Annotated in this window: 22 protein-coding genes and 1 pseudogene; 18 read left to right on the plus strand and 5 right to left on the minus strand. The window is 72.2% G+C overall.

Going from position 1 to position 22,867, the window contains the following annotated elements:
• Positions 1–9 precede the first annotated feature (9 nt).
• The 15 genes from pafA (at position 10) to ACZ404_RS03285 (ending at position 15,279) form a co-directional block, all read left to right on the plus strand.
• The gene (gene pafA, locus ACZ404_RS03215) at positions 10–1,371 is read left to right on the plus strand and encodes a Pup--protein ligase (RefSeq protein ID WP_061921237.1); all 1,362 of its coding nucleotides are present in this window, start codon (positions 10–12) and stop codon (positions 1,369–1,371) included.
• A gap of 142 nt (positions 1,372–1,513) precedes the next feature.
• Positions 1,514–2,521: an FKBP-type peptidyl-prolyl cis-trans isomerase gene (locus tag ACZ404_RS03220; protein ID WP_468435544.1), complete on the plus strand. Its 1,008-nt coding sequence runs from the start codon at positions 1,514–1,516 to the stop codon at positions 2,519–2,521.
• 95 nt (positions 2,522–2,616) lie between these two features.
• Positions 2,617–2,997 (plus strand): FKBP-type peptidyl-prolyl cis-trans isomerase, encoded by a 381-nt coding sequence (locus ACZ404_RS03225; protein ID WP_468435545.1) that lies wholly within the window; start codon positions 2,617–2,619, stop codon positions 2,995–2,997.
• A 172-nt stretch (positions 2,998–3,169) separates the two neighbouring features.
• Positions 3,170–4,171: a helix-turn-helix transcriptional regulator gene (locus ACZ404_RS03230; protein ID WP_468435546.1), complete on the plus strand. Its 1,002-nt coding sequence runs from the start codon at positions 3,170–3,172 to the stop codon at positions 4,169–4,171.
• Between the two features lie 20 nt (positions 4,172–4,191).
• Complete coding sequence (locus tag ACZ404_RS03235; protein ID WP_468435547.1) at positions 4,192–5,220, plus strand: helix-turn-helix transcriptional regulator; 1,029 nt, start codon at positions 4,192–4,194, stop codon at positions 5,218–5,220.
• A 41-nt stretch (positions 5,221–5,261) separates the two neighbouring features.
• Positions 5,262–5,522: a hypothetical protein gene (locus ACZ404_RS03240; protein ID WP_468435851.1), complete on the plus strand. Its 261-nt coding sequence runs from the start codon at positions 5,262–5,264 to the stop codon at positions 5,520–5,522.
• A 31-nt stretch (positions 5,523–5,553) separates the two neighbouring features.
• Positions 5,554–5,748 (plus strand): hypothetical protein, encoded by a 195-nt coding sequence (locus ACZ404_RS03245; protein WP_468435548.1) that lies wholly within the window; start codon positions 5,554–5,556, stop codon positions 5,746–5,748.
• Positions 5,749–5,983: 235 nt separating this feature from the next.
• Complete coding sequence (gene tatA, locus ACZ404_RS03250) at positions 5,984–6,262, plus strand: Sec-independent protein translocase subunit TatA (protein ID WP_468435549.1); 279 nt, start codon at positions 5,984–5,986, stop codon at positions 6,260–6,262.
• A gap of 48 nt (positions 6,263–6,310) precedes the next feature.
• Positions 6,311–7,255: a twin-arginine translocase subunit TatC gene (tatC, locus tag ACZ404_RS03255; RefSeq protein WP_468435550.1), complete on the plus strand. Its 945-nt coding sequence runs from the start codon at positions 6,311–6,313 to the stop codon at positions 7,253–7,255.
• Positions 7,256–7,349: 94 nt separating this feature from the next.
• A complete protein-coding gene (locus ACZ404_RS03260; RefSeq protein ID WP_468435551.1) occupies positions 7,350–10,202 on the plus strand; it encodes a DEAD/DEAH box helicase in 2,853 nt (950 codons plus the stop codon).
• 447 nt (positions 10,203–10,649) lie between these two features.
• Positions 10,650–12,305, plus strand: coding sequence for an ATP-binding protein (locus ACZ404_RS03265; protein WP_468435552.1), 1,656 nt, complete (start codon positions 10,650–10,652; stop codon positions 12,303–12,305).
• A complete protein-coding gene (locus ACZ404_RS03270) occupies positions 12,302–12,706 on the plus strand; it encodes a roadblock/LC7 domain-containing protein (RefSeq protein ID WP_468435553.1) in 405 nt (134 codons plus the stop codon). Before ACZ404_RS03265 ends, ACZ404_RS03270 begins: the two co-directional genes overlap by 4 nt.
• Complete coding sequence (locus tag ACZ404_RS03275) at positions 12,703–13,128, plus strand: DUF742 domain-containing protein (protein ID WP_468435554.1); 426 nt, start codon at positions 12,703–12,705, stop codon at positions 13,126–13,128. Before ACZ404_RS03270 ends, ACZ404_RS03275 begins: the two co-directional genes overlap by 4 nt.
• Entirely contained in the window at positions 13,109–13,729 is a 621-nt protein-coding gene (locus ACZ404_RS03280; RefSeq protein WP_468435555.1) for a GTP-binding protein, read from the plus strand. Before ACZ404_RS03275 ends, ACZ404_RS03280 begins: the two co-directional genes overlap by 20 nt.
• Before the next feature lie 47 nt (positions 13,730–13,776).
• A complete protein-coding gene (locus ACZ404_RS03285) occupies positions 13,777–15,279 on the plus strand; it encodes a cytochrome P450 (RefSeq protein WP_468435556.1) in 1,503 nt (500 codons plus the stop codon).
• Between the two features lie 6 nt (positions 15,280–15,285).
• Here ACZ404_RS03285 and ACZ404_RS03290 read toward each other — a convergent pair whose 3' ends face one another.
• The 3 genes from ACZ404_RS03290 to ACZ404_RS03300 form a co-directional block, all read right to left on the minus strand.
• Positions 15,286–16,245 (minus strand): pseudouridine synthase, encoded by a 960-nt coding sequence (locus ACZ404_RS03290; protein ID WP_468435557.1) that lies wholly within the window; start codon positions 16,243–16,245, stop codon positions 15,286–15,288.
• An 84-nt stretch (positions 16,246–16,329) separates the two neighbouring features.
• Complete coding sequence (locus tag ACZ404_RS03295; protein ID WP_468435558.1) at positions 16,330–17,178, minus strand: siderophore-interacting protein; 849 nt, start codon at positions 17,176–17,178, stop codon at positions 16,330–16,332.
• A 133-nt stretch (positions 17,179–17,311) separates the two neighbouring features.
• Complete coding sequence (locus tag ACZ404_RS03300) at positions 17,312–18,241, minus strand: 5'-3' exonuclease (RefSeq protein ID WP_468435559.1); 930 nt, start codon at positions 18,239–18,241, stop codon at positions 17,312–17,314.
• A gap of 450 nt (positions 18,242–18,691) precedes the next feature.
• On the opposite strand from ACZ404_RS03300, the gene ACZ404_RS03305 reads away from it, so the two are divergent.
• Together ACZ404_RS03305 and ACZ404_RS03310 are read left to right on the plus strand one after the other, a co-directional pair.
• The gene (locus ACZ404_RS03305) at positions 18,692–19,264 is read left to right on the plus strand and encodes a helix-turn-helix domain-containing protein (RefSeq protein ID WP_468435560.1); all 573 of its coding nucleotides are present in this window, start codon (positions 18,692–18,694) and stop codon (positions 19,262–19,264) included.
• Entirely contained in the window at positions 19,264–20,028 is a 765-nt protein-coding gene (locus tag ACZ404_RS03310; RefSeq protein ID WP_468435561.1) for a helical backbone metal receptor, read from the plus strand. Before ACZ404_RS03305 ends, ACZ404_RS03310 begins: the two co-directional genes overlap by 1 nt.
• 25 nt (positions 20,029–20,053) lie before the next feature.
• On the opposite strand, the pseudogene ACZ404_RS03315 reads toward ACZ404_RS03310, so the two are convergent.
• A pseudogene (locus tag ACZ404_RS03315) lies at positions 20,054–21,052 on the minus strand (TDT family transporter); the annotation flags it as partial.
• Positions 21,053–21,122: 70 nt separating this feature from the next.
• Here ACZ404_RS03315 and ACZ404_RS03320 point away from each other — a divergent pair.
• Positions 21,123–22,052: a LysR family transcriptional regulator gene (locus tag ACZ404_RS03320; protein WP_468435562.1), complete on the plus strand. Its 930-nt coding sequence runs from the start codon at positions 21,123–21,125 to the stop codon at positions 22,050–22,052.
• A 63-nt stretch (positions 22,053–22,115) separates the two neighbouring features.
• Here ACZ404_RS03320 and ACZ404_RS03325 read toward each other — a convergent pair whose 3' ends face one another.
• Positions 22,116–22,817, minus strand: coding sequence for a gamma-glutamyl-gamma-aminobutyrate hydrolase family protein (locus ACZ404_RS03325; protein WP_468435563.1), 702 nt, complete (start codon positions 22,815–22,817; stop codon positions 22,116–22,118).
• Between the last annotated feature and the right edge of the window lie 50 nt (positions 22,818–22,867).

Consider the following 22,867-nt stretch of genomic DNA (forward strand, 5'->3'; position numbering starts at 1 on the left):
TGTTCAGTCATGGACCGCCGCATTTTCGGGCTGGAGAACGAGTACGGCGTCACGTGCACGTTCAGGGGACAGCGGCGCCTGTCTCCTGACGAGGTGGCGCGGTACCTCTTCCGCCGTGTCGTGTCATGGGGCCGCAGCAGCAATGTCTTTCTGCGAAACGGCGCCCGGCTCTATCTCGACGTGGGCTCACATCCGGAATACGCGACACCGGAATGTGACAACGTGACCGAACTGGTCACCCACGACAAGGCCGGCGAGCGCATTCTCGAAGGACTCCTGGTGGACGCGGAACGACGCCTGCACGAGGAGGGAATCGCGGGCGACGTCTACCTCTTCAAGAACAACACCGACTCGGCGGGCAACTCCTACGGCTGCCACGAGAACTACCTGGTGGCCCGGCACGGGGAGTTCTCCCGGCTCGCGGACATCCTCATCCCCTTCCTGGTGACGAGGCAGCTGCTGTGCGGCGCGGGCAAGGTCCTGCAGACGCCGCGCGGCGCCGTCTACTGCGTCAGCCAGCGCGCGGAGCACATCTGGGAGGGCGTCTCCTCGGCGACGACCCGCTCCCGGCCGATCATCAACACCCGCGACGAACCGCACGCCGACGCCGAGCGCTACCGGCGGCTGCACGTCATCGTCGGCGACTCCAACATGTCCGAGACGACGATGCTGCTCAAGGTCGGCGCCACCGACCTGGTGCTGCGCATGATCGAGGCGGGCACCGTGATGCGCGACCTCACCCTGGAGAACCCGATCCGGGCGATCCGCGAGGTCAGCCACGACATCACCGGCCGGCGCAAGGTGCGCCTGGCCAGCGGCCGGGAGGCCTCCGCGCTGGAGGTGCAGCGCGAGTACTTCGACAAGGCCGTCGACTTCTGCGACCGCCGCGGCATCCGCACCGGCACGGTCGCGCAGGTCCTGGACCTGTGGGGCCGCACCCTCGAGGCGATCGAGACCGAGGAACTGGACCGGATCGGCACCGAGATCGACTGGGTGATGAAGTACAAGCTCATCGAGCGGTACCGGGCCAAGCACAACATGACCATGTCCCACCCGCGGGTCGCCCAGATAGACCTCGCCTACCACGACATCCACCGCCGTCGTGGCCTGTACTACCTGCTGGAGAAGAAGGGACAAGCGACCCGGATCTGCAACGACTTGAAGATCTTCGAGGGCAAGTCGGTTCCCCCGCAGACCACTCGGGCCCGGCTGCGCGGCGACTTCATCCGCCGTGCCCAGGAACAGCGCCGGGACTTCACGGTCGACTGGGTGCACCTCAAGCTCAATGACCAGGCACAGCGCACGGTGTTGTGCAAGGACCCGTTCCGTTCGGTGGACGACCGCGTGGAGAAGCTCATCGCCGGAATGTGACGAAGCTTTCCGAGTCAAGTGTTTCCGCACCGAAATGCCGGAACGCCACACGGGCGCCGTACGTTTCCCGTACGGCGCCCGTCCCGCACCGTAGAGTTGCGCGCACGCCAACCGCAGGACCGACCGATTACGAGGCTCTTCCGTGCGCCGACGCTCACTCCTTCTCGCCGCTGTCCCCGCAGGACTGGTCACGCTCGCCGCGTGCGGCGACGACAAGTCCGACTCGAGCAAGGCCGGCGCCTCTCCGTCGCCCTCGGTGTCCGCCCCGCCTCCGCCCAAGATCGTCGAGGGGCCGCTTCCGGCGATCACGGCGGGCACGAAGTTCGGTGAGAAGCCGACCGTCGCCAAGGGCCAGGGCGACCCGTCGAAGGACCTCGCGGTCAAGACGGTCATCGCGGGCAGCGGCAGCACGGTCGCCGAGAACGACTTCATCCAGGCGAACTACCTGGGCCAGATCTGGAGCAGCGGCAAGGTCTTCGACAACTCCTACGACCGGGGACGCCCGCTGGTCATCCAGCTCGCCCAGGGCAGCATCATCGACGGCTGGCGCTACGCGCTCGCGGGCAAGAAGAGCGGCAGCCGCGTCCAGATCGCCGTCCCGCCCACCTGGGGCTACGGCAAGTCCGGCAACTCGCAGGCGGGCATCAAGGGCACCGACACGCTGGTGTTCGTGATCGACGTGATCGACTCCTTCAACTCCAAGAGCTCCGCCAAGGGCAAGCCCGTCCCGCAGAACGACGCCGCCCTGCCGACGGTCGGCACCAACACCGACGGCAAGGCGCCCGACATCAAGATCGACAAGAAGGCCGCCCCGCCCAAGAAACTGGTGTCCACCTACGTCCTGGAGGGCGACGGCCCCGCGGTCAAGGCGGACCAGACCGTGCTGTGCCAGTTCAAGGGCGTCGTCTGGGCGAGCGGCAAGACCTTCCAGCAGACCTACGGCTCCGGACGGCTCGCCCAGTTCTCGCTCGAGCAGATGCAGCAGGTCGTCAAGGGCCTGGCCCAGGGACTGACCGGCAAGAAGGTCGGCAGCAGGGTCATGATCGTCATCCCGCCGGACCTCGGCTACGGCAACACCCCGCCGAGCGGCGGCGTCGTCCAGAAGGGCTCCACGCTGGTGTTCTCGGTGGACATCCTCGCCGCGATGTAGCGGGGGCCGCGCCACGGCCTCCGTGGCGGGCGGCAGACCTGCGGGGATGACAGACTGTCCGTGTTTCGTGTCGTACACCAGCAGGAGCTTTTGACGTGAGCATCGAGAAGCCCGAGATCGACTTCCCGGGCGGCGAGCCGCCGGCCGACCTCGAGATCAAGGACATCTGGGAGGGCGACGGCGACGTCGCCGAGGCCGGGGACATCGTCAAGGTCCACTACGTGGGCGTCGCGTTCTCCACCGGCGAGGAGTTCGACGCGTCCTGGAACCGCGGCACCCCGCTGGACTTCCAGCTCGGCGTCGGCCAGGTCATCCAGGGCTGGGACAAGGGCGTGCAGGGCATGAAGGTCGGCGGCCGCCGCCAGCTCACCATCCCCGCGCACCTCGCCTACGGCGACCGCGGCGCCGGCGGCCGGATCGCCCCGGGCGAGACCCTGATCTTCGTCTGCGACCTGGTGGGCGTGGGCAAGCGCTGACCGAACCTGGTCGAAGCAGGGCCCGTGCTGTCCGCGCGGGCCCTGCGGGCACGACGCCCCGTGTCGTCCCGTGTCCGCATCGGGCCGCCTTCCCGGCTCCGGCTTTTGCCGCGACACCCCGGAGCGGTACGGTCATCGATCGGAAGCACCACAGGGAAGGCGAAGGGCGTCGATGGCCATTGCCAAGGCCGAGCGGCTGATGAACCTCGCGCTGTGCCTGCTCGGCACACGGCGGCCGCTCAGCAAGCGCGAGCTGCGCGACTCCATCGAGGCATACGTCGAGGCGTCCAGGCCAGGACAGGGCGCGGCCTCCAGGCCGGGACAGGGCGCGGCCGCGAGCGACGACTCCTTCAACCGGATGTTCGAGCGGGACAAGGACGACCTGCGCGAGCTGGGCCTGGTCATCGAGACCGTCGAGAACATCGACGGCGAGGTCGGCTATCTCGCCCGCCGCGACAGCAACCGCCTGCCGCCCATCACCCTGGACGCCGAGGAGGCCGCCGCGCTGGGCCTGGCCGCCAAGGTCTGGCAGCAGGCCCGCCTCGCCGGCGCGGCCAGCGGCGCCCTGCAGAAGCTGCGCGCCGCCGGGCTCCCCGAGGACGTCGACCCCTACGAGGCGCACGGCGCCCTGGAGCCGCGCATCCCCGTGCACGAGGCCGCGTTCGAGCCGCTGATGCTGGCCTGCCGCGACCGCCGCCCGGTCGTCTTCGACTACCGCAAGGCCTCCGCCGCCCACCCCGAGCCCCGGCACGTCGAACCGTGGGCGCTGGAGTGCTGGCGCGGCCACTGGTACCTGGCCGGCTTCGACCGCGACCGGGGCGCCGAGCGCGTCTTCCGGCTCTCCCGGATCACCGGCCGGGTCCGCTCCCGCGGCACGGGCTTCACCGCACCGGTGCCCGACGTCGTCACCGTCCGCGAGACCGTGGCGAGCTGGGCCGGTGAGATCGCCGACGGCACCGCGCTGATCCGGCTGCGCTCCGGCGCCGGTTACCCCCTTCGGGCGAAGGCCACCCGGGTGCGGGAACTCGGCGACGGCTGGGACGAGTTGGAAATTCCGTACGGGCACGGCCTGGACGCCTGGCTGGTGGAGTTCGGGCCGGACGTGGTGGTCCTGGAGCCGGCCGAGCTGCGCGCCGACGTGGTCGACCGGCTGCGTGCCGTGGCCAAGGGCTGAGGGGGAGCGGAGCACAACCAATGGCAGGCAAACCGGTCAGGCCCGTGAACGCCATCGACCAGACCCGGCGGATGCTCTCCCTGGTCACCTACCTCAGGGAGCGGCCCGGCGCGCGGATCGCGGACGTCGCGCGCGCCTTCGGCATCACCGAGGACGAGCTGGTCGCCGACCTCGATCTGCTGCCCATGTGCGGCACCAGCTTCCGCGGCGGCGACCTGCTGGACATCGACACCGACGGCGAGCGCATCTGGTGGCACAACCCGGCCGCGCTCGGCGAGGAGGCCGCGGAGCCGCTGCGGCTCGCCGCCGACGAGGCCACCGCGCTGCTGGTGGCCGCCCGCGCCGTGTCCACCCTCCCGGGCCTCAGGGAGAGCGACCGGCAGGCCCTGCTGCGGGCCACCGCCAAGGTGGAGGCCGCCGCCGGTGAGGCCGCCGGTGCCAGCTCCCGGCTGTCGGTGACCTTCGAGTCCGAGGGAGGCGTCTTCGCCGACGTCGACCGGGCCATATCGGAGCGCCGCCGGCTGTGGATCCGCTACTACTCGCCGGCCCGGGACGAGGTCACCGAGCGCGAGATCGACCCCATCCGGCTGGTCAGTGTCGGCCACACCTATGTGGAGGCCTGGTGCCGCCGCTCCGAGGCCCGGCGCACCTTCCGGCTCGACCGGGTCGCCGAGATCAGGATCCTCGACGAGCCGTCCGCGCCGCCCGAGGTGGAGCTGCGGGACCTGTCCGAGGCGCTGGTGCAGCCCGCCGCCGAGGACCCGGAGGTCGTGGTCGACGTCGGCCCCGGCGGCCGCTGGGTGGCCGAGTACTACCCGCACGACAGCGCCGATGAGCTTCCCGACGGCGGGCTGCGTATCACTCTGCGCACCCCCGATCCGGCCTCCCTGAGACGGCTCGCCCTGCGGCTCGGCCGCGACGGCCGGATCGTCTCGCCGCCCGAGCTGGCCGACAGCGCCCGCCGGGCGGCCGCGGAGGCCCTGGCGGCGTACGACACACCGCCGCGGGCGGTGCACGGTGTTCCCGACAGTCAGGAGCGAGGGCTGTGAGCGAGTCTGCGGGGTCCGGCACGCAGGACGGCGTGGGTCAGATGACGGTGGCGGCCGCCTTCGCCGGGATGAGACGCGTGGTGCCGGTGATGTTCAAGGCCGGCTGCCCGGACTGCCGGGGCCGTTTCGAACTCGCCGCCGGCGCCCTGCGCCTCGCCATCGGCGCCACGAGCCGTACGACGTTCTACTCCTTCACCTGCCCCGACTGCGGAGCCGCCGTGCGCAAGCCGGCCGGGGAGCGCATCGTCGAACTGCTCACCGGCGGCGGCGTCCGCACCCTGCGGCTGCACTCGACGGTGTAGGACGGGTTCGGGACGGTCTAGGGTCGACGTCATGTTCTGGCCGATGTTCGCCGTAGCCGTGGGTTTCGTGGGTCTCGCCGTGCTGGGGGTGCTCGCCGTCCGGGTCTTCGTGGAGGCGCGGCGGCTCGGGCAGCAGGTGGCAGAGTCCGCACGCCGGATCAACCGCGCCGCCGACGACCTGGAGCGGGCGGCGGTGAGCACCGCCCGCGCCGCGGACGCCCTGTGAGTGCCGACCCTTGTACGATCCGGGTCACTTCGCCCTGTCACCTGCCCGGCCCGGCCGGGTACGCTGCAGATCGCGGCCCGGAGAACGAGGCACGGTCCGCAGGCAGAGAAATACGCAAGGGGATTGTTCCACGTTCACTCCTGGGCGTTACGATCGCTGCCAGCACGATGGTCTGACACTTGTCCGGCCGGTCGGACAGCCCCGCCGCCCCGCCTCGGTGAGAAGGTGAAGATTTATGTTCCGCAACGGACTTGAGCCGTGGCACCTGCTGCTCCTCGTACTGGTGATCGTCCTCGTGTTCGGCTCCAAGAAGCTTCCGGACATGGCGCGCTCGCTCGGCAAGTCCGCCCGCATCCTCAAGAGCGAGGCGAAGGCGATGAAGGACGAGGGCAAGCAGCCCGCCGCCCAGCCCGCCGAGGAGCCCGCTCCCGCTCAGCGCACGATTCAGGCCGCGCCCGGCGACGTGACCAGCTCCCGGCCGGTCAACGAGCCGACGGACACGACCCAGCGCTGACGCGAGGACCGGGTACCACCGGTCCGCTGCACGAGATGAGGATGTGGGTTGCTCAAGTCTGCCCGCAAGAAGGAGAGGGATCCCGAGGGGCGTATGCCACTCGTGGATCACTTGCGTGAGCTGCGCAACCGGCTCGCGAAGGGTGTCCTGGCGATCCTGGTCGTCACGATCGTGGCGGCGTTCTTCTACCGCGACATCATCAACTTCGTCACCGAGCCGGTGCTCGACCAGGTCGGCTGCCAGCAGACCTTCGGGGAGCTGGCCAAGGCCAAGAACAGCCACTGCGCGCACATCACCGTCAGCGGTCTGCTCGCTCCGTTCACGCTGGCCCTGAAGGTCGCGCTGATGGCCGGTGTCGTGCTGGCGTCGCCGGTCTGGCTCTACCAGCTGTGGGCGTTCGTCGCGCCGGGTCTGCACCGCAACGAGAAGAAGTACGCCTACGCGTTCGTCGGCTTCGGTTTCCCGCTGTTCCTCGGCGGCGGCTACCTCGCGTACCACGTGCTGCCGACCACGGCGAAGGTCATGATCGACCTCACGCCGGACAGCGCCGAGAACCTGCTGCCGCTGGACAACCTGCTCGACCTGGTCACCCGCATGATCGTCGTCTTCGGCCTCGCCTTCGAGATGCCGCTGCTGCTGGTCATGCTGAACCTCACCGGCGTCCTGTCCGGCCGGCGCATGTTCGGCTGGTGGCGCGGCATGGTCGTCGGCATCACCGCGTTCTCGGCGGTGGCCACGCCCAGCCCCGACCCGATGACGATGCTGGCCCTGGCGGCGCCGATCTGGGGGCTGTACTTCATCGCCGTGGCGATCGCGCTGATCAACGACCGGCGCCGGGCCCGCCGGGAGGCGGAGGGCCCCGGCGACGACGAGGCGTCCGAGCTGGACCTGACCCCCGAGGACATCGGCGAGGTCGAACCCGTCCCGGCCGCCCGCGCCCTGCCCGAGCAGGCGACCACGGAGCGCGTCAACGGCTACGACGACGTGACCTGATCCACACCGGGCCCACCCACGGCTGCCCCCGACCCTTCCGCGCACCGGAAGGGCCGGGGGCAGCCGTCTTCGCCTACGGTCCCCGTTCCGGATAATGATCGTCCTGTTGTCAGTGGGGCCCGGTACGCTCGAAAGCACGATGACAGAGGACCTCTCACCGGCCGAGCGGTACGCGGCAGCCCGCAGGCGGGCAGCCGAGCAGGCCACCGCCCTCGCGTCCTTCCGCGAGATGTACGACTTCGGCCTCGACCCCTTCCAGATCGAGGCCTGCCAGGCACTCGAAGCGGGAAAGGGCGTGCTGGTGGCCGCCCCCACCGGCTCGGGCAAGACGATCGTGGGCGAGTTCGCCGTCCACCTCGCCCTGCGCCAGGGCAAGAAGTGCTTCTACACGACACCGATCAAGGCGCTGTCGAACCAGAAGTACGCCGACCTGTGCCGGCGCTACGGCACGGCGAAGGTCGGGCTGCTCACCGGAGACAACAGCGTGAACCCCGACGCCCCGGTGGTCGTGATGACCACCGAGGTCCTGCGGAACATGCTGTACGCCGGCTCGCAGACCCTGCTGGGCCTCGGCTACGTGGTCATGGACGAGGTGCACTACCTCTCCGACCGCTTCCGCGGCGCCGTCTGGGAAGAGGTGATCATCCACCTGCCCGAGTCGGTGACCCTGGTGTCCCTGTCGGCGACCGTGTCCAACGCCGAGGAGTTCGGTGACTGGCTGGACACCGTCCGCGGCGACACCGAGGTGATCGTCTCCGAGCACCGGCCCGTGCCGCTGTTCCAGCACGTGCTCGCCGGACGCCGGATGTACGACCTGTTCGAGGAGGGTGAGGGCCACCGGAAGGCCGTCAATCCCGATCTGGTGCGCCTGGCCCGCATGGAGGCGACCCGGCCGTCGTACCAGGACCGCCGGCGCGGCCGTGCCATGCGCGAGGCCGACCGCGAGCGCGAGCGCAGACAGCGCTCCCGCGTGTGGACCCCGGGGCGTCCGGAGGTCATCGAGCGCCTGGACGCCGAGGGACTGCTCCCGGCGATCACGTTCATCTTCAGCCGCGCCGCCTGCGAGGCCGCCGTCCAGCAGTGCCTCTACGCGGGTCTCAGGCTCAACGACGAAGAGGCTCGGGAGCGGGTGCGCGCCCTGGTCGAGGAGCGCACCGCCTCCATCCCGCCCGAGGACCTGCACGTCCTCGGCTACTACGAGTGGCTGGAGGGCCTGGAGCGCGGCATCGCCGCCCACCACGCCGGCATGCTGCCGACCTTCAAGGAGGTCGTCGAGGAGCTGTTCGTGCGCGGCCTGGTCAAGGCCGTGTTCGCCACCGAGACCCTCGCCCTGGGCATCAACATGCCCGCCCGCTCGGTGGTGTTGGAGAAGCTCGTCAAGTGGAACGGCGAGCAGCACGCCGACATCACCCCCGGCGAGTACACCCAGCTCACCGGCCGAGCCGGGCGCCGCGGCATCGACGTCGAGGGCCACGCCGTCGTGCTCTGGCAGCGCGGGATGAGCCCCGAGCACCTCGCGGGACTCGCGGGCACGCGCACCTACCCGCTGCGCTCCAGCTTCAAGCCGTCGTACAACATGGCGGTCAACCTGGTCGAGCAGTTCGGCCGGCACCGCTCGCGCGAGCTGCTGGAGAATTCCTTCGCGCAGTTCCAGGCCGACAAGTCGGTCGTCGGGATCTCCCGGCAGGTGCAGCGCAACGAGGAGGGCCTGTCCGGCTACAAGGCCTCCATGACCTGCCACCTCGGCGACTTCGAGGAGTACGCCCGGCTGCGCCGCGAGCTGAAGGACCGGGAGAACGAGCTGGCCCGGCAGGGCGCCAACCAGCGACGCGCCGAGGCCGCCGTCGCCCTGGAGAAGCTCAAGCCGGGCGACGTCATCCACGTGCCCACGGGCAAGTACGCCGGCCTGGCCCTCGTCCTGGACCCCGGGCTGCCCGCCGGCCGGTCCAACGGCCACCGCGGTTTCGACCACCACGACGGCCCGCGCCCGCTGGTGCTGACCGCCGAACGGCAGGTCAAGCGGCTGGCCTCGATGGACTTCCCGGTGCCGGTCGAGCCGCTGGACCGGATGCGGATCCCGAAGTCCTTCAACCCGCGCTCCCCGCAGTCCCGCCGCGACCTCGCCTCGGCGCTGCGCACCAAGGCCGGGCACATCCCACCGGACCGGCACCGCAAGCGGCGCTCCGAGGCCGCCGACGACCGCGAGATCGCCCGGCTGCGCACGGCGATCCGCGCCCACCCCTGCCACGGGTGCAACGACCGCGAGGACCACGCCCGCTGGGCCGAGCGCTACCACCGGCTGCAGCGCGACACCAGGCAGCTCGAACACCGCATCGAGGGCCGGACGAACACCATCGCCCGCACCTTCGACCGCATCGTCGCGCTGCTGACCGAGCTGGACTACCTGCGCGGCAACGAGGTGACCGAGCACGGCAAGCGGCTCGCCCGGCTGTACGGCGAACTGGACCTGCTGGCCAGCGAATGCCTGCGCGAGGGCGTCTGGGAGGGGCTCGCCCCCGCCGAACTGGCCGCCTGCGTCTCGGCCTTGGTCTACGAGGCACGGGTCGGCGACGACGCCATGGCGCCCAAGCTGCCCTCGGGCAAGGCCAAGGCGGCGCTCGGTGAGATGGTCCGCATCTGGGGCCGGCTGGACGCCCTGGAGGAGGACTTCCGGATCAACCAGACCGAGGGCGTCGGCCAGCGCGAGCCCGACCTCGGCTTCGCCTGGGCGGCGTACATGTGGGCCTCCGGCAAGGGGCTCGACGAGGTGCTGCGCGAGGCGGAGATGCCGGCCGGTGACTTCGTGCGCTGGTGCAAGCAGGTGATCGACGTGCTGGGCCAGATCGCGGCGGCTTCTCCGGTGGAGGGCTCCACGGTGACGAAGACCGCGCGCAAGGCGGTGGACCAGCTTCTGCGCGGAGTGGTGGCCTACTCCTCGGTGGGCTGATCCCTCGTCCCTCGGGGGGGGGGGGGGGGGGGGGGGGGGGGGAGGCCCCCCCCCCCCCCCCCCCCCCCCCCCCCCCCCCCCCCCCCCCACACCCCTTCCCCCCCCCCCCCCCCCCCCCCCCCCCCCCGCCCCCGATCCGTCCCGAACCCCTTGATTCACTCATCACGGTGAGTCACTTTCGCACGCCCGTATGTCGTCACATTCCGTGTTCGAACATATGCGCATCGTATAAATGGAGTCGAGCGTACTCCTGCTTCCAGGGTGATTTCAGGTGCTTGCTGAATATGACACGGCGATGATCCGGTCGGACTAAGCTCGCCCGCGACGCACCGAGTTGAGGTGAATTCGTGCGCCTGTTCCCAATTACCCATTAGATCCCATCAGTTCCATGAACCTTCCCCACGAAAGCTCCCCCGACACCCAGCCGACCCGTCTCAGAAGGCATCCATGGTGAGTGTCCGAAAGCCGCCCGGCGGCCGTGAACGTCCCTATGCGCGCGTCCTGTTGCCGCCGGCCATAGTGATGGCCGCGGCCACCGGGGCCGCCGTCGCCCTGGTACCGGCCACGGCCCGGATCGCCGTCGGCGTGTGCGGGGCCGTGGGCCTGCTCCTGGTCCTCGCCACGGCGGGCGAAGTCGTCCGTCGCGGACGCAGACTCCGCGAGGCACAGGCCGAGCACGCCCGTCACACCGCGTATCTGGAGCACCGCCTCGCCGCCTACGACGCGGAGATCGCCCGCCTCGCCACCGACATCCTGCCTGTCGGCCTGCACCGGCTGCGCGCCGGGGAATCGCTGCGCGAGGTGATGCGCAAGGTCGTCGACAGCAACCCCGAGCTGCGACTGACCGAGGCCCAGCGCGAGCTGATCCACCAGGCGCTGCGCGGCGCCGACCACGAGATCTCGATGCGCGACGCCACCGAGCGCTCCTTCGTCAGCATCGCCCGCCGCGTCCAGGCCATCGTCCACCAGCAGGCCAAGGAACTCCGCGAGATGGAGGAGGACCACGGCCGCAACCCCGAGGTCTTCGACGACCTGCTGCGCATCGACCACGGCACCGCGCTGATCGGCCGCCTCGCCGACTCCATCTCCGTCCTCGGCGGTGGCCGCCCCGGCCGCCAGTGGCCCCTGCCCGTGTCGCTGTACAGCGTGCTGCGCGGCGCCATGTCCCGGATCCTGGAGTACCGGCGCATCGAGCTGAACTCGATCGTCACCGTCAACATCAAGGGCACCTCGGTCGAGCCGATCCTGCACGCAGCCGCCGAGCTGATGGACAACGCCACCCGCTACTCCCCGCCGACCACCAAAGTGCATGTCACCGCCACCGAGGTGCAGACCGGCCTCGTCATCGAGATCGAGGACGCCGGCGTCAGCCTCAGCGAGGAGTCCCGCGCCCGCATCGAGCAGGCCATCACGGACGCCATGGCGCGCGACGACGCGCACAACCTCGGCGACAGCCCGCGCCTCGGCCTCGCCGTCGTCGGCCGGCTCTGCAAAGCCTTCGACATGCAGGTCTCCCTGCGCGCCTCCGCCTACGGCGGCGTCCGCGCCATCCTCGTCGTACCCCGCGTGATGACCACCACCGAGCCCGGCGCCGGAGCCGCGCACGGCATCGGCGCGACGGCGGTGCCGATCCCCGAACTCGGCGCCGTCGAGGGCCCCAAGCGCCCGCCCAAGAAGCGCCGCCCCACCAGCCCCCGCATCCCCGCCGGGATCTCCATGGAGGACGACGTCCCCGAGGTCACCGAGTGGACGGCGGGCGGGCTGCCGCAGCGCCGCAGCCGGGTGAAGACCCCCCTCAGCCAGCGGCTCGCCGAACAGGCCGCCATCGAGCGCGCCGAGCGCGAGGGCCGGCCCACCATCTGGTCGCAGACCAAGCGGGAACCCGAGCCCGAGCCCGAGATCGACCCCGAGCGCAAGAAGCTCATGGACCGGCCGCCCGGCCTGTGGGTCGACGCCTTCTGGGACGGACTGCGCCAGGGCATGCCCGAGGGCGCCACCGCCTCCGAACTGACCGACTTCACGCGGAACCCGACCGCGTACCTGCACCTGATCGATGATTCGGCCGCCCCCACCGAGGCCGACGACGAGGGGAACCTCAAGTGATCCAGCAGCGAGCGAACCTGGACTGGATGCTCAAGCAGCTGAACGACGGCGTGCCGGGCATCCAGATGATCGTGGTCCTCTCCGCCGACGGACTGCGCATCGCCCGCTACGGCGGCGACCCCGACGCCGCCGACCGGGTGGCCGCCGCCTGCGCGGGCGTGCAGAGCCTGGCCGGCGCCATCATCCAGGAGATCCCCGGCGCCGGTGACATGAAGCTCGTGGTCATCGAGATCGACGGCGGCTACTTCTACCTGATGTCCGCCGGTGCCAACGCCTACCTCGCCGTCCTCGCCGACGTCACCTGCGAACCCGGCCGGATGGGCGCCATGATGCGCGATCTCGTGGTCCGGATCGGAGCCCATCTCACCAGTCCGCCCCGGCGGAACGGGCAGACCGTATGACTCCTCCGCGACGCAAACGGCGCCGGCCGCAGCACCTGCCGCCGCCCCCGCCCCCACCCCCGGCGGCACCGCAGGGCGAGGGCGGCGACAGGGAACTGCGCAATCTCGAGCGGCTCTACACCATCGCCGGCTCCGGCGACGCCGGCCGGGCCGAACTCGACCTGGTCACGCTGATCGTGGCGCGCTCCGCGCCCATGCCGTCCGCCTCGCCGGAGGAGGCGGCCGTGCTCCGGCTGTGCACCGCCCCCCTGTCCGTGGCCGAGCTCTCGGCCTATCTCAACCTGCCGTTCAGCGCGATGACCGTCCTGATCACCGAGCTGATCACGGCCGAACTGGTGCAGGCGCGCGCCCCGATCGTCCGCCAGGCGCTCCCCGACCGTTCACTCCTCGAAGCGGTGATGCATGGACTTCAACGGCTCTGACACGATCCCCGGCCCCCGTACCGAGGACCATCTGCCGCACACGGCCCAGGCCGCGGTGAAGATCGTGATCGTGGGCGGCTTCGGCGTCGGCAAGACCACCATGGTCGGTTCCGTCAGCGAGATCAGACCGCTGACCACCGAGGAGACCATGACCCAGGCCGGCATCGGGATCGACGACAACTACGGCTCCGAGTCCAAGACGGCCACCACCGTGGCCATGGACTTCGGTCGCATCAGCATCACCGACAAGCTGGTGCTCTACCTCTTCGGCACCCCCGGCCAGGAACGCTTCTGGTTCCTGTGGAACGGCCTGTTCGAGGGCGCGCTCGGCGCGGTCGTCCTGGTCGACACCCGGCGTCTGGAGGTCAGCTTCGACGTCATGGGACGGCTCGAGGAACGCGGCGTGCCCTTCGTCGTCGCCGTCAACACCTTCCCCAACGCGCCGCGTTACCCCGTCGAGGAGCTGCGCACCGCGCTGGACCTGGCCCCGGAGATCCCGATCATCGACTGCGACGTACGCCGCCGGGCCTCCAGCAAGGACGTGCTGATGACCCTGATGCGCTTCCTGCACTCCCTGGCCCTGTCCGGCGCCCTCTCCTGATCCCCGTCCGCCCCCACCCCTTACCTTTCCCGTTCCGGAGCGACACTGTGACGTCCGAACCCCAGTCCCTGACCGGTACAGACCCCACCGCCGGCCCGCCGCCCGGCTGCCCCGCGCACGGCCTCGGCCCCGGCAGGCTGCACCGGCTCTACGGCCCCGACGCGGAGGACCTCGGCGACCTCTACGAGCGCCTGCGGGAGGAGCACGGCGCCGTGGCGCCCGTCCTGCTCCACGACGACGTACCGATGTGGGTGGTCCTCGGGCACGCCGAGAACCTGCACCTGGTGCGCAGCCCCTCCCAGTACACCCGCGACAGCCGGATCTGGAGCCCGCTGCAGGAGGGCATGGTCAAGCCCGACCATCCGCTCATGCCGCACATCGCCTGGCAGCCCATCTGCTCGCACGCCGAGGGCGACGAGCACCAGCGGCTGCGCGCGGCGGTCACGGGGGCCATGTCGACCATCAACCACCGCAGCATGCGCCGCCACATCGGCCGCTACACCCAGGAACTCGTCAACGCCTTCTGCGAGCGCGGCCGGGCCGACCTGGTCTCCCAGTTCGCCGAGCACCTGCCGATGGCCGTCATGTGCGAGATCCTCGGCATGCCCGAGGAGTACAACGACCGGATGGTGCAGTCCGCCCGCGATGCGCTCAAGGGGACCGAGACCGCCATCCAGAGCCACGCCTACGTCATGGACGCGCTCAGCCGGCTCACCACCCGGCGCCGCGCCCGGCCCGAGGACGACGTCACCAGTCACCTCATCGGCCACCCGGCGGGGCTGACCGACGACGAGGTCCGCGAACACCTGCGGCTCGTCCTCTTCGCCGCCTACGAGGCCACCGCCAACCTGCTCGCCAACGCGCTGCGCATGGTCCTGACCGAGCCCGGCTTCCGCGCCCGGCTCAACGGCGGGCAGATGACCGTACCGGAGGCCATCGAGCAGTCGCTGTGGGACGAGCCGCCGTTCAGCACCGTCCTCGGCTACTTCGCCAAGCAGGACACCGAGCTGGGCGGGCAGCGCATCCGCAAGGGCGACGGGCTGCTCTTCGCCCCCGCCCCGGGCAACATCGACCCGCGCATCCGCCCGGACCTGTCCGCCAGCATGCAGGGCAACCGCTCCCACCTCGCCTTCGGCGGCGGCCCGCACGAGTGCCCCGGCCAGGACATCGGCCGTGCCATCGCCGACGTCGGCGTGGACGCGCTGCTGACCCGGCTGCCGGACGTCCAGCTGGAGTGCGCGGAGGAGGAGCTGACCTGGCGCTCGTCGATCGCCTCGCGGCACCTGGTGGCGCTGCCGGTGCGGTTCGAACCCAAGCCCCAGCAGGACACCGGACTGCCGCCCAGCCCCTCGCCCATCCCGCCCCAGCGCTCCACCTGGCAGGTCGGCACCCTCAGCACCGACCCGGCCCCCGCCGCTCCGGAGCCCCGCCCCACGCCGCCACCCGCCCCCGAACCCGAGCCGGCGGCACCTCCGGCACCGGCGGCAGCGCAAGCCCCGCACCGCGAGAACGTATGGCGGCGCATGCTGCGCTGGTGGCGGGGAGAGTGACCGGGCCTAGGACTCCGTGCCCGCCCAGCGCGCCGGGGAGGTCCACGCCTCCAAAGTCCGGCCGCTGACAAGTGCGTGCTCCACCCCGGTGACCGGATCGGTGAACTCCAGCCTGCGCGCGAGCAGTTGCAGCGGCCGGCGGAAGTCACCGGCCGGTCCGGGCGCGGTGATCTCCGGGTAGAGCGGGTCGCCGAGGATGGGCACGCCGAGGGCGTTCAGATGCACGCGGAGCTGGTGGGTCTGGCCGGTCTCCGGCACCAGCCGGTAGCGTCCGAGGCCGTCCCGCTCCCGGTGGTCGGCCAGCTCCACCCGCGTCACCGCGTTCGGCTCGCCCGGAATCTCCCGGGCGGCCAGGACCGCGCGCTCCTTCAGGATGCGGCTGCGCACCGTGCGGGGAAGGGCGAGCGCGGGGTCGTACGGCGCGACCGCCTCGTACTCCTTGCGCACCCGCCGGTCCCGGAACAGCGTCTGGTACGCGCCGCGCTCCTCGGGCCGGACGGTGAACAGCACCAGCCCGGCGGTGAGCCGGTCCAGCCGGTGCGCGGCGGTCAGCGTCGGAATGCCCAGCTCGCGCCGCAGCCGGGCCAGCGCGGTCTCGGTGACATGCGTGCCGCGCGGGGTGGTGGCGAGGAAGTGCGGCTTGTCCGCCACGACGATGTGCGCGTCCCGGTACACCACCTCCACCGGGAACGGCACCGGCACCTCCGCGGGCAGCTCCCGGTGGAACCAGACGAACATCCCCGGCTGGTACGGCGCGTCCGGTGCCACCGCCCGCCCGTCGGCCCCGACGACCAGCCCCGCCCGGAACATCGCCTCGACCGCGCCCGCCGGGGCCCCCGACAGCCGCTCCACGAGATGCTCGCGCACGGTGCCCCACGCGCCGCCGAACGGCAACCGCACCCGCACCGCGTCGACACCGTCCCGCTGCGGGAGCGGGGCGGGCGGGGGAGGGGTACGGCGTCTCATCGGGGTACAGGGTACGGCGGCGCGGGCGGCCCCGGACACGCGAGAGCGGCGGCACCCGTCAAGGTGCCGCCGCCCCGGCCGGGTTCACGCGGCGGCCGCGCCGCCACTCTCCTGCTCGGCCTCGATGCGGGCGTTCCAGTCCCGCTTGGAGGCCTGCCAGCCGTCCTCGTTGTGCCCGAGGCGCCAGTAGCCGGAGACGGACAGGTCCTCGCGCGGGATCCGCAGATCCACCCGGAGCAGCCGGCGCAGCTCCTTCACGAAGGACGCCTCGCCGTGCACGAACGCCTGCAGCCGGCCCTCGGGGAACTCCAGCGCGCGCACGGCCGCCAGCAGGGCCTCGCCCACCGGCCGGTCCCCGCGGTGCAGCCAGACGACCTCCACGTCGGAGTCGATCTTCTGCTCCTCCTCGGGTCCCGCCACCTCCACGAAGGCGTGCGCCCGGGCGCCGGCGGGCAGCGTCTCCAGGGCGCGGGCGATCGCGGGCAGCGCGCTCTCGTCACCGGCGAGCAGATGCCAGTCGGCCTCCGGGTCGGGCGCGTACGCACCGCCGGGGCCCATGAAGTGCACGCTCTCCCCGGGCCGCACCCGGGTGGCCCAGGGGCCGGCCAGGCCCTCGTCGCCGTGGATCACGAAGTCCAGGGTCAGCTCCCGGTGTTCGGGATCCCAGGCGCGCACCGTGTACGTCCGGGTCACCGGCCACTGCTCGCGCGGGAACTCGGCGCGGATCCGCTCCAGGTCGAAGGGGACGGGGTAGGTCACGCCCTCCGGGCCGAACAGCAGCTTCACATAGTGGTCGGTGCAGGTGTCCGCTGCGAAGTCGGCCAGCCCCGGGCCGCCGAGCACCACACGCTGCATGTGCGGGGTCAGCCGCTCGGTACGCACCACCTGGGCGGTACGGGGCTTGCGCGGCTTTCGTTCCGGACGCTCTGCCATCACGGCCTCCTGCTGCATTGGTTAGGTTAGCCTAAGTTAGCATCCCCTCACCGGCCACACCTCTCTCCGAGAGCCCGACGGCATCCCTTTGCCGGAAGTTTCCCGACCGCGCCGGGAGTCTCCCGCCCGGGGATCAGCCCTCGGCCGTCCCGAGCGTCGTCAGCAGCCGCTGCAGGGAGCCGCCCAGCCCCCAGCGTGCCGCCAGCTTCTCCAGTCCCGCTGGATCGCGCGGGGCCCGCGGCAGCGCGGTGTCGACGTCCGGCAGCGGGACGTCGCCGGCCACCCGTACGACCTTCGGCGCGACCGCGACGTACGGCCGGGCCTCGGTGAGCCGCTTGCGCTGGGACGGCGTGAGCCTGGAGGCGGGGTCGTCGACCGCCGCCATGATCCCGGCCAGGTCGCCGAACTCGGCGAGCAGCCTGGCGGCCGTCTTCTCGCCGATCCCGGCCACGCCCGGCAGGCCGTCGCTCGGGTCGCCGCGCAGCAGCGCCAGATCCGCGTACCCCCTGCCGTCGACCCCATACTTCCCGCGCAGCACCGCCTCGTCGGTCAGCTGCAGCGTGCCCACGCCCTTCAGCGGGTACAGCACCCGGATCCCGCGCCGGTCGTCCACCAGCTGGTACAGGTCGCGGTCGCCCGTGACGATGTCCACCGGGCCGTCCGCGCGGGCGGCGAACGTGCCGATCACGTCGTCCGCCTCGTACCCCTCGACCCCCACCCGGGCGATGCCGACCGCGTCCAGCACCGCCTCGATGACCGGCACCTGAGGGGAGAGGGTGTCCGGCACCTGCTCCTCGTCCGGCGCGTCCGTGTGCTCCTCGGCGACCCGGTGCGCCTTGTAGGTCGGGATGAGGTCCACCCGCCACTGCGGCCGCCAGTCGGCGTCCATGCAGGCCACCAGCCGCTGCGGCCGGTGGTCCTTCACCAGCCGGTCGATGAAGTCCAGCAGCCCGCGCACGGCGTTCACCGGCGTGCCGTCCGGCGCCTTCACGGAATCGGGCACGCCGAAGTAGGCGCGGAAATACAGGGATGCGGTGTCGAGCAGCATGAGTCGTCCGGTCACGCTCGCATCATGCCGCACAGCACCGACAGCGGCCCTCCGCCGCCTCGGGCAGCACCCGGGCCCGGTCGGCCAGTGGGCGCCGGTCGCCCTGCGGGGCGGCAGGGCGGGCGGCGCCGTACGTCCACATGTGTACGGACCGGCCCACCCCTCGCGGCATTCCTGCCACGCAGCCACGGAAAGGATCCGGCCAACCACGCCCTGCCGTCGCCCCGGTGCCGTCGGGAACACGGACGGCCGTATCCGCCTTGAACCAGGTACGACCCGTCCCGCACGGCGCCCCGCCCGGCTGGCGCGAACCGTGGGGGTGCGGGCCCACCGGCGTGTCAGGGATGTGACAGGCGCGTGAAACGGTTTGCCGAACATGCGTAGGGTGCAGACAACTCTTCAGAGGTGTGTCCCGCGGTGGGCACCCGGTCCGTGGCACGACGAGTGAAGGAGGGAGCCGGAGCGATGGGCGACCACAAAGAGCAGCAGCCCGTGCGGGTGGGCGCGGCCGTCCGGCGGCGTCGCCGCGCGCTGGCGCTCACCCTCGCCGTCGTGGCCGAGCGCAGCGGCCTGTCGGTGCCCTTCCTCAGCCAGGTCGAGAACGACAAGGCGCGCCCGAGCCGCGGCTCCCTGGAGAAGCTGGCCGACGCCCTGCGCACCACCGCCGTGGAACTCCTCGCCGCCGCCGACCCGGCCTGCAGCGTGGACGTCGTACGCGCCGAAACCGTCGTCGACGGCGACTTCGACCCGCGCACCCGCTCCCTCGTCCGCGGACACCACCAGCTGCACGCCTCCGAGTTCACCGGCGACCACGACGCCGGCCGCGAGTTCCAGCACCGCAACGACGAGCTGATGTACGTGGCCGACGGCGCCGTGGAGATCGAGGCCGAGGGCCGCGCGTACCGCCTCGGCCGCGGCGACACCCTGTACCTGACCGGCGGGGTCCGCCACCGCTGGCGGGCGACGGTCCCGGACACCCGGGTGATCGTGGTGGCCGTCGCCGAGCACATCGAGGCGGTCCAGGACCGGACGCGTTAGTGCGGGTCGTCTCCCTGGTCCCGTCCCTGACGGAGGCCGTGGCCGCCACGCTGCCCGGGGCCCTCGTCGGCGCCACGGACTGGTGCAGCCACCCGGCGGACCTGGACGTCACCCGCGTCGGCGGCACCAAGAACCCGGCCGTGGACCGCGTCCTCGCGCTCGCCCCCGACCTGGTGATCGCCAACGAGGAGGAGAACCGCGCCCCCGACCTGGACGCCCTGCGCGCGGGCGGCCTTCAGGTGCTGGTCACCGAGGTGCGGACGGTTCCGCAGGCCTTCCAGGAGCTGGACCGGGTGCTGACGGCCTGCGGCGCGCCGGCCCGGCCCCGCTGGCTGACGGAGGCCGAGGCCGCCTGGGCGGCGCTGTCGCCGCCCGCCGGGCACCGCACGGCCGTCGTGCCGGTCTGGCGCCGCCCGTGGATGGTCCTCGGCCGGGACACCTTCGCCGGCGACGTCCTGGCCCGTCTGGGCGTCCACCAGGTGTACGCCGGCCACTCCGAGCGCTATCCCCGCATCCCCCTGGAGGAGTTGCGGGCGGCGGCCCCGGACCTCGTGGTCCTGCCCGGCGAGCCCTACCGGTTCACCGCCGACGACGGGCCCGAGGCCTTCCCCGGGCTGAGCTGTGCACTCGTCAGCGGACGGCACCTGACCTGGTACGGCCCGTCGCTGGCCGAGGCCCCCCGGGTGCTGGGCGAGGCGCTGCGAGCAGCTCACCGCCGAGCAGCCCGCGCACGGTCCCGGCGGCGGCCGCCGACCAGGCCGTGACGAGCAGGCCGTACAACCCGACCGCCAGCCCCTGGTACACCGGCACACCGGTGTGCCGGGCGAGGGCCGCCGCGCCGGTGACACACGTGCCCACCGGGAACGTCAGCGCCCACCACGTCATCGCGAACCCCATCCCCTGCCGCCGGGCCCGTACCAGGTGCGCCCCCGCGAGCCCGAGCCACAGCAGCGCGAATCCCATCACCGGCACCCCGTAGAGCACGGCGAACACGGCGAGACCGCGGTCGTACGGCGCCGGTACGACCCCGGGGGCGGCCTCTGCGATCAGGGCCACGGCGGTGGTGGACTGCCCGAGCGGGCCGAGCACCAGGAACAGGGTCGGGGTGAGCGCGAGCGGCAGCGGCCCGGAGGTGATCGCCCGGGCGAAGACCAGCGGCAGCGCCGCCAGGGTCGCCAGCAGGCTCAGCCCGAACAGCGCGAGGCACCCCATCAGCAGCGTCTCGCGCGGCTGCCCCGGCGGCAGGTACGGCACCAGCAGCGGCCCGAGCGCGGCGGAGACCATGGGCGCGACGAGCGGCAGCAGCCACACCGGCGAAGCCTGCGACGGCTCGACCCGGTGCCGTACGGCCATCAGGTACGGCACGGCGACGGCGGCGGCGAGCCCGACCCCCGTCCCCGCGGCGAACAGCACCGCGTCGAGCACCACGGCCGGGCCGGTGCCGATCCAGTCCCGGCCCACCGTCAGGGCGCCTCCGCCGACGGCCAGCAGGGCCATGGACAGACAACCGTAGAAGGGGGCCACCGCGGGATCGAGGAGATGGGCGCGGGCCTGGTCGCGATGGTGGGCCCAGTGCAGGGACCGGGCGGCCAGGAGCGTCACCAGCAGCACGAGCGCCAGCGCCCAGACACCCGTGCAGACGGCCCGCAGGCCACCCAGAGGCAGGCGCAGGGCGGCGCCGGCGGTGCCGACGACCGAGGTCCCCATGACGCAGGCGTACCAGTGGGGGCCGAGATGCCGGACGCGGGGCACCCGCACGGCGGAAGGGAGCTGGGCTGCGATGACCATGACACCACCGTCCAGCGGATGCCGGAGAGCGACCAGGGAGTTCGGCCCTATGGGGGCATAAGCTGGTTTTATGAGCGAGGAGTACGCGACGGACGACGGCCTGCCCGGCGGCTCGCTGGCGCACCGGGTGCCCGACCTCGGCGCGCTGGAACTGCTGCTGGCCGTGGCCCGGCTGGGCAGCCTCGGGGCGGCGGCCCGGGAGGTCGGCATCACCCAGCCGGCCGCCAGCAGCCGCATCCGCTCGATGGAGCGCCAGCTGGGCGTGGCCCTGGTCGACCGCTCGCCGCGCGGCTCCCGGCTCACGGACGCGGGTGCCCTGGTGACCGACTGGGCCCGCCGTGTGGTGGAGGCGGCGGCCGCCTTCGACGCGGGGGCCCGGGCCCTGCGGGACCGCCGCGACTCACGGCTGCGGGTCGCGGCCAGCATGACCATCGCCGAGTACCTGCTGCCGGGGTGGCTCCTCGCCCTGCACGCCGAGCGGCCCGACACGGCGGTGTCCCTGCTCGCGGGCAACTCCGCGAAGGTGGCGGAGCTGCTGCTGGACGGCGAGGCCGACCTGGGCTTCGTGGAGGGGCTCACGGTCCCGGCGGGCCTGGACTCCACGGTGATCGCCAGGGACCGCCTGATCGTCGTCACGGCTCCCGGCCATCCCTGGGCCCGCCGCCGGCGCCCGCTGACCCCGCAGGAGCTGGCGGCCACACCGCTGATCCTGCGCGAGCGGGGCTCGGGCACCCGCCAGGTCCTGGACAGTGCGCTGGGCGGCCTCGCCCGCCCGCTGATCGAGCTGTCCTCCACGACGGCCGTGAAGGCCTCGGCGGTCAGCGGCGCCGGCCCCTCGGTCCTGAGCGAACTGGCCGTGGGGGAGGAGCTGGCCATGCGGCGCCTGGTGAGCATCCCGGTGGACGGCGTGTCCCTGCGCCGCGACCTCCGGGCGGTGTGGCCGACGGGCCACAGACCGACGGGCCCGGCGCGGGAGCTGCTGTCGCTGACGAGGGGTTAGGCCCGGCCGACCATGCCGGCCTGCCCCGCTGGGTCCCAGGGTCTTTCGACCGAACGAGAGGCCCTAGGTCGCCGGTGACCGGCTCGCCGTCACCAGGGCCCGCACGACCCGCAGATCCTCGCCCATCTCCGGATGCCACTGCACCCCCAGCACCCACCCCGCGGCCGACGGCAGTTCCACCGCCTCCACCGTCCCGTCCTCCGCGTGAGCGCACGGCACCAGACCGGTACCGAGCCGCTCCACCGCCTGGTGGTGATAGGTGGGCACGGAGGTCTCCTCCGGGACGATCCCCGCGTACAGAGTCCCCGGCACCGGCTTCACCGGATGCCCGCCGAACACCCCGACCACCTCCGCGTGCCCCTCCAGGTGCTGGACGAGCGTCCCGCCGAGCGCCACGTTCAGCAGCTGCATGCCCCGGCAGATCCCCAGCAACGGCACCCGTGCCGCCAGCGCCGCCTCGATCAGCGCCAGCTCCCAGGCGTCGCGCCGCACCGCGGGCGGTCCCGTGCGGGGGGAGCGCTCGGCGCCGTACCGGGACGGATCCACGTCCGGGCCGCCCGCGATCACCAGCCCGTCCAGCCGCCCCACCACCCGGGCCGCGTGGCCGGGGTCGTCCGGCGGCAGCATCACGGCGAGCCCCCCGGCCCGCTGCACGAGCCGCGGGTACGCCGAGGGCAGCAGGGCCGCCTCCAGCTCCCACACGCCCCACCGCGCCCCCGTCTCCAGGTACGTACTCACACCGATCAGCGGCCGCACGTCGCTCACTGGCGTCCTCCCGGCATCCAAAGGTCCACCTCTCCACCTTTGCAGGGCGC

Source organism: Streptomyces sp. NPDC030798, assembly GCF_055572275.1.